Annotated in this window: 8 protein-coding genes and 3 pseudogenes; 8 read left to right on the top strand and 3 right to left on the bottom strand. The window is 68.4% G+C overall.

The genetic code is table 11. The features are described 5' to 3' along the window. Positions 1-47: 47 nt before the first annotated feature. The 3 genes from FF041_RS14940 (at position 48) to FF041_RS14930 (ending at position 1,798) form a co-directional block, all read left to right on the top strand. Entirely contained in the window at positions 48-527 is a 480-nt protein-coding gene (locus FF041_RS14940) for a helix-turn-helix domain-containing protein (RefSeq protein WP_323391887.1), read from the top strand. Beyond that, complete coding sequence (locus FF041_RS14935; RefSeq protein WP_153523292.1) at positions 427-867, top strand: peptidase inhibitor family I36 protein; 441 nt, start codon at positions 427-429, stop codon at positions 865-867. The genes FF041_RS14940 and FF041_RS14935 overlap by 101 nt, the downstream gene beginning before the upstream one ends. A 109-nt stretch (positions 868-976) precedes the next feature. Continuing rightward, the gene (locus FF041_RS14930; RefSeq protein ID WP_153523291.1) at positions 977-1,798 is read left to right on the top strand and encodes a hypothetical protein; all 822 of its coding nucleotides are present in this window, start codon (positions 977-979) and stop codon (positions 1,796-1,798) included. A gap of 420 nt (positions 1,799-2,218) precedes the next feature. Here FF041_RS14930 and FF041_RS39000 read toward each other — a convergent pair. Both FF041_RS39000 and FF041_RS14925 read right to left on the bottom strand, forming a co-directional pair. Then, positions 2,219-2,521, bottom strand: a pseudogene (locus FF041_RS39000) (hypothetical protein); the annotation flags it as partial. Positions 2,522-2,637: 116 nt separating this feature from the next. Continuing rightward, positions 2,638-3,252 (bottom strand): CGNR zinc finger domain-containing protein, encoded by a 615-nt coding sequence (locus FF041_RS14925; RefSeq protein WP_228388222.1) that lies wholly within the window; start codon positions 3,250-3,252, stop codon positions 2,638-2,640. Between the two features lie 24 nt (positions 3,253-3,276). On the opposite strand from FF041_RS14925, the pseudogene FF041_RS40060 reads away from it, so the two are divergent. The 5 genes and pseudogenes from FF041_RS40060 to FF041_RS14905 all read left to right on the top strand — a co-directional run. Then, positions 3,277-3,762 (top strand): annotated as a pseudogene (locus FF041_RS40060) (NAD(P)-dependent oxidoreductase); the annotation flags it as partial. Next, on the top strand, positions 3,739-4,170 hold the full coding sequence (locus FF041_RS40055; protein WP_323391886.1) for an NAD(P)-dependent oxidoreductase: 432 nt from the start codon (positions 3,739-3,741) through the stop codon (positions 4,168-4,170). The pseudogene FF041_RS40060 and the gene FF041_RS40055, both read left to right, overlap by 24 nt. 1,640 nt (positions 4,171-5,810) lie before the next feature. Beyond that, positions 5,811-5,981, top strand: a pseudogene (locus FF041_RS14915) (N-acetyltransferase); the annotation flags it as partial. 217 nt (positions 5,982-6,198) lie between these two features. Beyond that, positions 6,199-6,459 carry a hypothetical protein gene (locus FF041_RS14910; RefSeq protein ID WP_323391882.1) on the top strand — a complete coding sequence of 87 codons (261 nt, stop codon included), beginning with the start codon at positions 6,199-6,201 and terminating at the stop codon, positions 6,457-6,459. Beyond that, positions 6,456-6,704 (top strand): hypothetical protein, encoded by a 249-nt coding sequence (locus tag FF041_RS14905; protein ID WP_323391881.1) that lies wholly within the window; start codon positions 6,456-6,458, stop codon positions 6,702-6,704. The genes FF041_RS14910 and FF041_RS14905 overlap by 4 nt, the downstream gene beginning before the upstream one ends. Positions 6,705-6,932: 228 nt before the next feature. Here FF041_RS14905 and FF041_RS14900 read toward each other — a convergent pair whose 3' ends face one another. After that, complete coding sequence (locus FF041_RS14900) at positions 6,933-7,274, bottom strand: NIPSNAP family protein (RefSeq protein ID WP_323391880.1); 342 nt, start codon at positions 7,272-7,274, stop codon at positions 6,933-6,935. Positions 7,275-7,435: the final 161 nt, after the last annotated feature.

Below are 7,435 nucleotides of genomic sequence, written 5' to 3'. Positions count from 1 at the left end.
GGGAAACCCTCCCGCGCGAAACCCGGAACCGCGTACTCCTCCAGCGGATCGACGCCTTCATCGACCGCCGCCTCAACGATCCCGCCCTCACACCCCAGGCCGTCGCCGACCATCACCACATCTCCCTTCGCACGCTCTACACCCTCTTCGAACAGCACGGCGAAGGCATTGCGGCCACCATCCGTCACCGCCGCCTGGAACGCTGCCGCACCGACCTCACCCGCCCGGAACTTGCTGCTTACCCGATCCACGCCGTCGCCCGCCGTTGGGGATTCACCAATCCCACCGTCTTCAGCCGCGCCTTCCGTCACGCCTACAGCTCCACCCCCCAGGACTTCCGCAGACAGGCCCGGCAGCCGTCCAACGAACCGGCCACAGCACCCTCTCCCCCACAGCGGCAGGACACACAGAAAGACGCCCCATCTCATGAAACCGCTGAAGAAGACCGCTCTCGCGACCGCCGCCCTGCTCGCGGCGACCGTGCTCGTCCCCGGCTTCATTCCGGCCGCGCAGGCGGAAGCAAGTGACATACGGGCCGGAAGCTGCAACGCGCCGAATTTCTGCCTCTTCGAGAACGCCAATTTCAACCAGGGGGGCGTCAACCACTGGCGGGACATCACACACGAGGACGACGACTTCATGGGAAATCACTGGAGGGACAACAACGGGTACCTCACCAATGTCGACATGAACGACGAGACCAGCTCCGTGAAGAACCGGACCGGGTGCAGTGTGCGCCTCTACGAGCACGCCAACTATCAGGGTGACTTCACCGGCTTCGACAACGGGGCCGGCGACGGATCCCTGTCCGACAACAGAATCGGCAACGACAGGGCCAGCTCGGCACTGTTCTTCAACTGTGCCTGACCGGTCCGACCGACGATGAGTCCCCGCGCCGATGCGAGCGGTGCGGGGGCTCACACGACACGATGAAGGGGGGCAGACCGTGCACAGGAATCGGCTGACGCTCCTGTCCTTGGCCGTGTTGGTTCTTCCCTCCTGCACGGTCCGCCACTCTCCGGAACACACCAGCAGCCGCCCCCCGTCCGCGTGGACCTCTTCCTTCCGGCTACCGCTTCCTTTCGACGCCTACAAGTGGAATCCACGGGAGACCTGGCTGCGTGAACGCGCCCGACATCTCCTGGCCGAGCACTGCCTCCAGGCCCGAGGCATCGATCTCGACCTGCCAGGAGCCACCCCCGAACCACCGGACAGCTACGACAACAGCCGTCGGTACGGCGTCGGGGACATACGGGCCGCGAGCCGCTTCGGCTATCACCCACCGGAAATGTGGAGCGGCGGACAGCCGCAGTGGGCCGAGAGACTCAGCGCGGAGGAGGAAGCCGCGCTGTACGGCGCGGAAAGTGACCCCGGCTGCTACCACCAGGCCGACTCCGCACTCTCACTGGGCACCCCCGCCGCAGACACCTCCTGGCTGGCCACCCAGAGCTCCAGAACTCTCCTGCGCTCATCGGCCACCGCCGAGGTCAACCAGGCCAGGAGCAGCTGGAGTACGTGCATGAAGCAAGCCGGCTACGCCTACACTCATCCGGACAAGGCGATCGGCGACCCGCAGTGGGATCTGGACAGTCGCACCGTCACAGCACGGGAGATCGAGACAGCGCGAGCGGATGTACGGTGCAAGCGATCATCCGGGCTGCTGAGACTCTGGCACACGACCGAGAGTGCGGCACAGCGCCGCGTCATAGCCCGCCACAGAGCGGTCTTCGAATCTCTCACGGCCAATAAACAAGCCCAGCTGAAGAACGCGGCACGTGCCCTGGAGGTGCGGCGATAGGACCTCCCGGCAGTGGCCGACCCGGCCCAGCTCATCGCCGGGACCCGGTTACTGAGGTTTTCAGGGTGGGGTCGGTGGGTTCAGGGTCAGGCTGGTGGTGGTGAGGCATACGTCGATCAGGCGGGTCGCGATGGGGCCCGCCGAGCTGGACGTGGGCCCATGAGGTGGAAGCCGACCCGCCACGCCGCAGCGGCGAATGACCCGTCCGACGCCGCGGCGACCTGTCGGGCACGCTGCGCCTGTACCTCAGTGCCGCCGCTCGCCTCCTGCTGACTGCCGCAACCGGAGCCGGCCCCCAAGCCGGCGGCGGACAAGGCAACCCCGGCTGACAGACTGGCGGAGCGTGAAGCTCTGATGCGCATGTGACCTCCTGGACGAACGGTGTGGGCCGGGCCCCGTCCTTGTGACACGGCTGGTCCGGTCCAGGAACGCTTCGTCGTAGCCGCCCCACTGGTCTGCCCGGCGATGGCGCAGGTTGCAGCGGTTGGCGACCTCGAAACAGGTCACCTTCGTCAAGCTTGCCACTCTGGTCCTCGATCAGGGAACGGCGTTCCTCAAGGATCCCCGCAAGCGTGACGACCGCTTACCGCTCACTCTCGGCGGAGGTGTCGCCCCCCGGAAGAGCGCGATGGCATGGCGAATGCGGGTGGCGATGTCGGGTGTGCTGTCGTTGAGCACGCGGTGCATCAGCCGGCTTCGGGCCTCGTCAGTAACTGCGACTAGATGGCGGGTCGTAAGGTTGTTGACAAAGCGTCGGCGGCGTTCGCAGCCGGCGACCCGCCTGTGATATGAGCGCGAGACGGTACCGGACAGCTTTGGGGGCGGTTTCCTGTAGTCGGTTATTTGTCGGCGAGTCGGGCTTTCTTGACCCTGTTGCCGCAGGTGTTCATTGAGCACCAGCGGCGGTTGGCACCGCGACTGGTATCGAGGAAGAGCCCGGCGCAGCCGGGGCCTTCGCATGGTGTGATCCGGTTGCGGTCGGGGCCTCCGAGTATGTGGATGGCGTCGGCGGCAAGCATTCCGAGCGCGTCCGGTACCGGTGCTTCCTCGCTCAGGTGCCGGACTGCGAGTCCGTTCTCGAGCGCGGGCCTCGGCTGTCCTGCGGCCGCGGCCCGGTTCAGGATCGCCGCGTCATCCGGATCGGGTCGCCGGGTGCCGGCGACGGCCAGCCCGGCACGGTAGATCGCTTCCCTGAGGTCGAGCGCGTCCTGGAGGTCGGCGGGCGATACGTCGGGCACGCCGAGGCCCGCGGCATGCAACCAGAGCTTGAGCCGGCCGGGGTTGGTGAGCCGCTCCCTGGGCGCCGTGCCGGCCCGGTCGCTCATCGTGGCGGTGAAGCGGAACGCCAGTACCTCGTTGTCCAGCCGGAACAGTTGACGGGCCTCCACGGTCACCACCTTCCGTACCACCATGGACCACTGCTTGAACCATCTTAGCCGGTTCGACACAGGCATCAGCTCACGCCACAATGGAACCGTCTTGGACAGTTCGCTTGTGGAGGTTGCGCGATGGGCGAGGTTGCCGTCATCGGTCTGGGCGGGATGGGGCGGGCGATCGCGCGCAATCTGATGCGCGCAGGCCATGAGGTTGCGGTGTGGAACCGTTCGGCGGGGCCGGCGGAAGAGCTCGCGGAGGACGGCGCCCTCCGCGTCGCATCCGTCGCGGAGGCCCTCCAGCGCCCGGTGGTGTTCTCGGTCCTGGCCGACGACACCGCCTTCGCGGAGACCCTCCTCGACTCCGGGGTCCTCGGCGAGACCCAACGCGGGGCGGTCCACGTCAACGTGGCCACGGTGAGTGTCGGGCTGGCCCGCCGTGCCGCAGAGGCGCACGCTGCGCACGGGATCGGCTATGTCGCCGCCCCGGTGTTCGGCCGGGTCAGCGTCGCGGAGGACGGTGCGCTGAACATCCTCGCCGCAGGAGAGCCCGGGCTCATCGACCGGGTGCAGCCGTTCTTCGACGCGATCGGATCGCGCACCTGGCGCCTGGGCGAGCAACCCGAGCAGGCCAACACAGCCAAGGTCCTGGGCAACTACCTGATCGCCTGCGCGATCCAGTCCCTCGGGGAAGCGGTCAGCGTCGCCGACGCGGCCGGTGCCGACCCGAACCAGTTCGTCGAACTGCTGGCCTCGACCCTCTTTCCCGGACCCGTCTACTCCGGATATGGATCGATGATCGCACAGCGGACATACCAGCCGGCCGGGTTCACCACAGCACTCGGACGCAAGGACCTCCACCTCGCCCTCGACGCAGCAGCCGGCCAAGCGGTCTCCCTGCCGTTCGGCGAACTGCTCAGAGACGTGTTCGACCAGGCGATCGCCGACGGCCGCGCAGCGGACGACTGGGCTGTGATCGCCGAGCAGCAGCCGCGATAACACCACCGCCCGTACAGTCGTCGGCGCGCGGCGCCCAGCGCCGGGCAGGACGGTCCGCGTGCTGCCCGTGCCGCTGACGGTGCTCGCCGGGGGCTCCTCGCAGCCCAGTCCGAGGTCGATGGACGCCTCGCCGCCCAGCTCGGCAGGTCGGCGCAGTCGAGGGCAAGGAGATGAGCGTCAACTCTGCCGTTCTGCCGTTCGTTACACGGATTCCTTCTCTTCAGGAATTTCAGCAGCACCTCGACCGTCATCACGGCGCCGTGGGAGTGACCCGCGCTCCACAGGTCGATGCGTCCTTCATGCGCGATGAGGAACCCGCCGTCGATCTCCCGGTCTTCGGGCCACCTGACCGGCACACCCGCATCGTCGGCCTCCTGCAGACACAGCCCGTGAAAGCCAACCCATGGCTCCAGCCGCTGCTCGCGTACCTTCTGCCACGACCCGCCCCATCCTCAATGACGGATTCACAGGCGCCCTACAAGGTCACGCCAAGCACCCCGGTATCTGCTCCCGCACGGGCGAACGACCCCCACGCGGGCGGGGGCGACGGTTCCCCAGTACGGCCCCGCCTCGTAGGGTCGTGGACGGATGGAAAGCGGACCGTTACTCCCCACCAGCCGACTGCGACATGGGCTTCACCGACGGCGTCATCGGCTGGTACGGCGGCAGTGGCCCGGTCATAGCAGGCAAGGTGGTCAACCGAGCCAGCAGCGACTGCGCGACCAAGGCCGCCTTCGAAGGGTTCGGCGGAAGCGTCGAGGTAGCGTCCGGCAGTCGGACAGTCGGCGATGGGAGCAAGAACTCCACCCCCATCGCCTTCAGATGCTGTCATCGGGTGCCGTGCACCCCCTCCCCCGCACGAGGAAGGCCCGACGATCACCACTGTTCGCGGCCGGCGACACCGTTCCTACCGGTCCCCGGAGGCCCGCTCCAGCGTGACCTCCAACGGCAGGCACCGGCCACACGTCGACTGGCTGCACACCACCGACTCCCCCGAAACTCCCCCGGCCGCGCCAGCGCTCCCCGTAACGCAACTGATCCGTACACGACTGCGGGAGCAGCTTCAGCGCCCGGCGCAGCGCCGACCGCGCCGCGGTCGGAATCCCGGGGACCGACAGGTCGTCCAGGAGTCGCCGCGCCATCCGGTCCCCTCCCGGTCGTCCAGCTGTGCTCACCGGACTCGCTTACGCCCGCGGCTTCGAGGGACGCGACCGGATCGTGGGCGCTGTAGTCGGTGCCGGAGATCTCGTCCCGGCCGTGTGCTCGGTGACTCTCCGGCCGTCCGAGGGGACGGCCGGTGCACGACGATCGGCGCGCAGGCCACAAATCCCCGTGTGCTCCAGACGGTGGGTGTGACGGTGTCTGCGAGGTCGCAAGCGCTCTCGACCGCGTGCTCGGCCCGTGCTTCCACTCCGGGCGCGGCCCGGGAACTCGTCCCCTGTCTCTCTCAACGTTGCCCGCGGCGAGGGAAATCGCGCATCGGTGCGGACCTGCGGGTCGCCCGGCACTCGGGAGCTGCTGTGAGGGATCGCGGGCGGGTCCGGATGCGTAAGGCTTACGCCGGTCCCGCGCTGTCAGGGGCTCTCACCCGGCGAAAATTGCGATGATCTTCGGCTGGCCCTGCGACTACCGTTCGGCGCATGACTCTCACGATCACCACTCTCGCCGAGCGGCCCGAGCTTCAGGGGCCGATGTGGCAGATGCCCGACACCTGGCCCGCGTTCATGGCCGAAGACCCGGTCGGCTGGGCGTGCTACGCCCATGTGCCCGCGGAGTTCCCCGAGCATGTGCTGGTCGCCACCGACGGCGAGTGGGGTCCGGGGCGACCGGGCCGCGCCGCCGGTCGTTGAACCCGGCGGACACCAGTGCACAGACAGATCCCGGGCGCGGTCGTGCCCGGGATCTCGTGCTGTCCGCGCTCCGGGGTGAAGCAAGGGGTGTTCTCCGGCAGGCGGGCCCGACACGCGCCCATACTGGGCCCGTCGGGGCCCGGCCCGGCCGGAGCTGGGTGGGGAAGGGAGGGACCGGGTGTTGCGTACGGTCATTGACGGTGAGTGGGTGACTTTGCCGGGAACGCTGGGTGAGATCCGTGCTGGCCTGACGGATCAGGAGAGGTCGGTGTTCGAGGCGGAAATCGATGCGGCCGCATTGGAGGATCTGCCACGGGTCGCGGCCCGCTGGGCGCTGCCCGCCGGGGCACGTCAGGCGGATGAGGAACTGTTCGGGCGTCTGACTGCGGGGGATTACAGCGGTGTCGTGAACGGCGACGGACAGCCGGTGGGGCCGTGAGCCGGTTCACCGTGGCCTACGCCCCGGCGGCGGCCACCGCGCGCAACGCGATGCCGACCGGTCTGCGGCAGCAGTTCGACACGGGGATGGCGAAACTCGCCGACGACCCTTACGGCGCGGGATCCGCCGCGATCCGAGGAGAGCGTGATCGGCGCGACGCCACCGTCGCCGGATGCTTCATCGTCTACTACGTCGCCGAAGCCTCTCTGCGCATCACCACCGTCAGGATCCGGGCCTCACCCTGAGAACCCGGTGACCATGGTGGTGAGGACGTCCCGGCGCGCTCGCAGCGCCGGGACGTCGCCCGCTGACACGGCGGCCGGTGGTGCAACACGGCAGCGCAACACTCCTCCGACAGCCCAGATCGAGGTGTTTCCGCAGGCCAAGGTGGAACGCGCTGCCGTGTTGCACCAGCCGTGCCTCAGTGCGCGGCCGGTGTCGCCATGTCGGCGGATGCCGCGCTCGCCCGCCGGTCACGAGCGGGCAGACCCTCCGGAACTGCTGTTTCCCTCCTGGTCGAGGGGCCGTAGGAAGCGGCGTTCGTACCGCCGGATGCAACCCGTCCGGCGGGCCAGCTCGAATGCGGCCTGGCACTCGGGATCGGTGGCGCTGTCCGCCCGGTAGCGCTCGTACTGCGCGAAACCGGGAAACGAGAAGAGCGCGTACGCGATGTCGCTGTCGCCCTCGCTGGGCAGAAAGTACCCGTGATGAGTACCGCCGAACCGGTTGACGAGCGCGACCCACCGGCGGCCGTACTCCTCGAAGTCCTCGATACGGTCGGGATCGATCTCATACTTCAGATGAATGGTGATCACACGACGACATGATCCCCGATCGCCCCACGCCCCACCCACCCCAGGCGCGCGGCCGGACCTGGTTCGCCGACCGTTCCACGAGCGGGTACTCCAGAGGGCTGTGGGAGGGGAGGTGCGAGGCAGAAGCGGCGGGCACCCGGGGGACACTCCTCCCGGGGGTC

It is taken from the genome of Streptomyces jumonjinensis, assembly GCF_009600885.1.
Lineage (GTDB): Bacteria > Actinomycetota > Actinomycetes > Streptomycetales > Streptomycetaceae > Streptomyces > Streptomyces jumonjinensis.
This window is presented reverse-complemented; position numbering and strand designations above follow the sequence as displayed.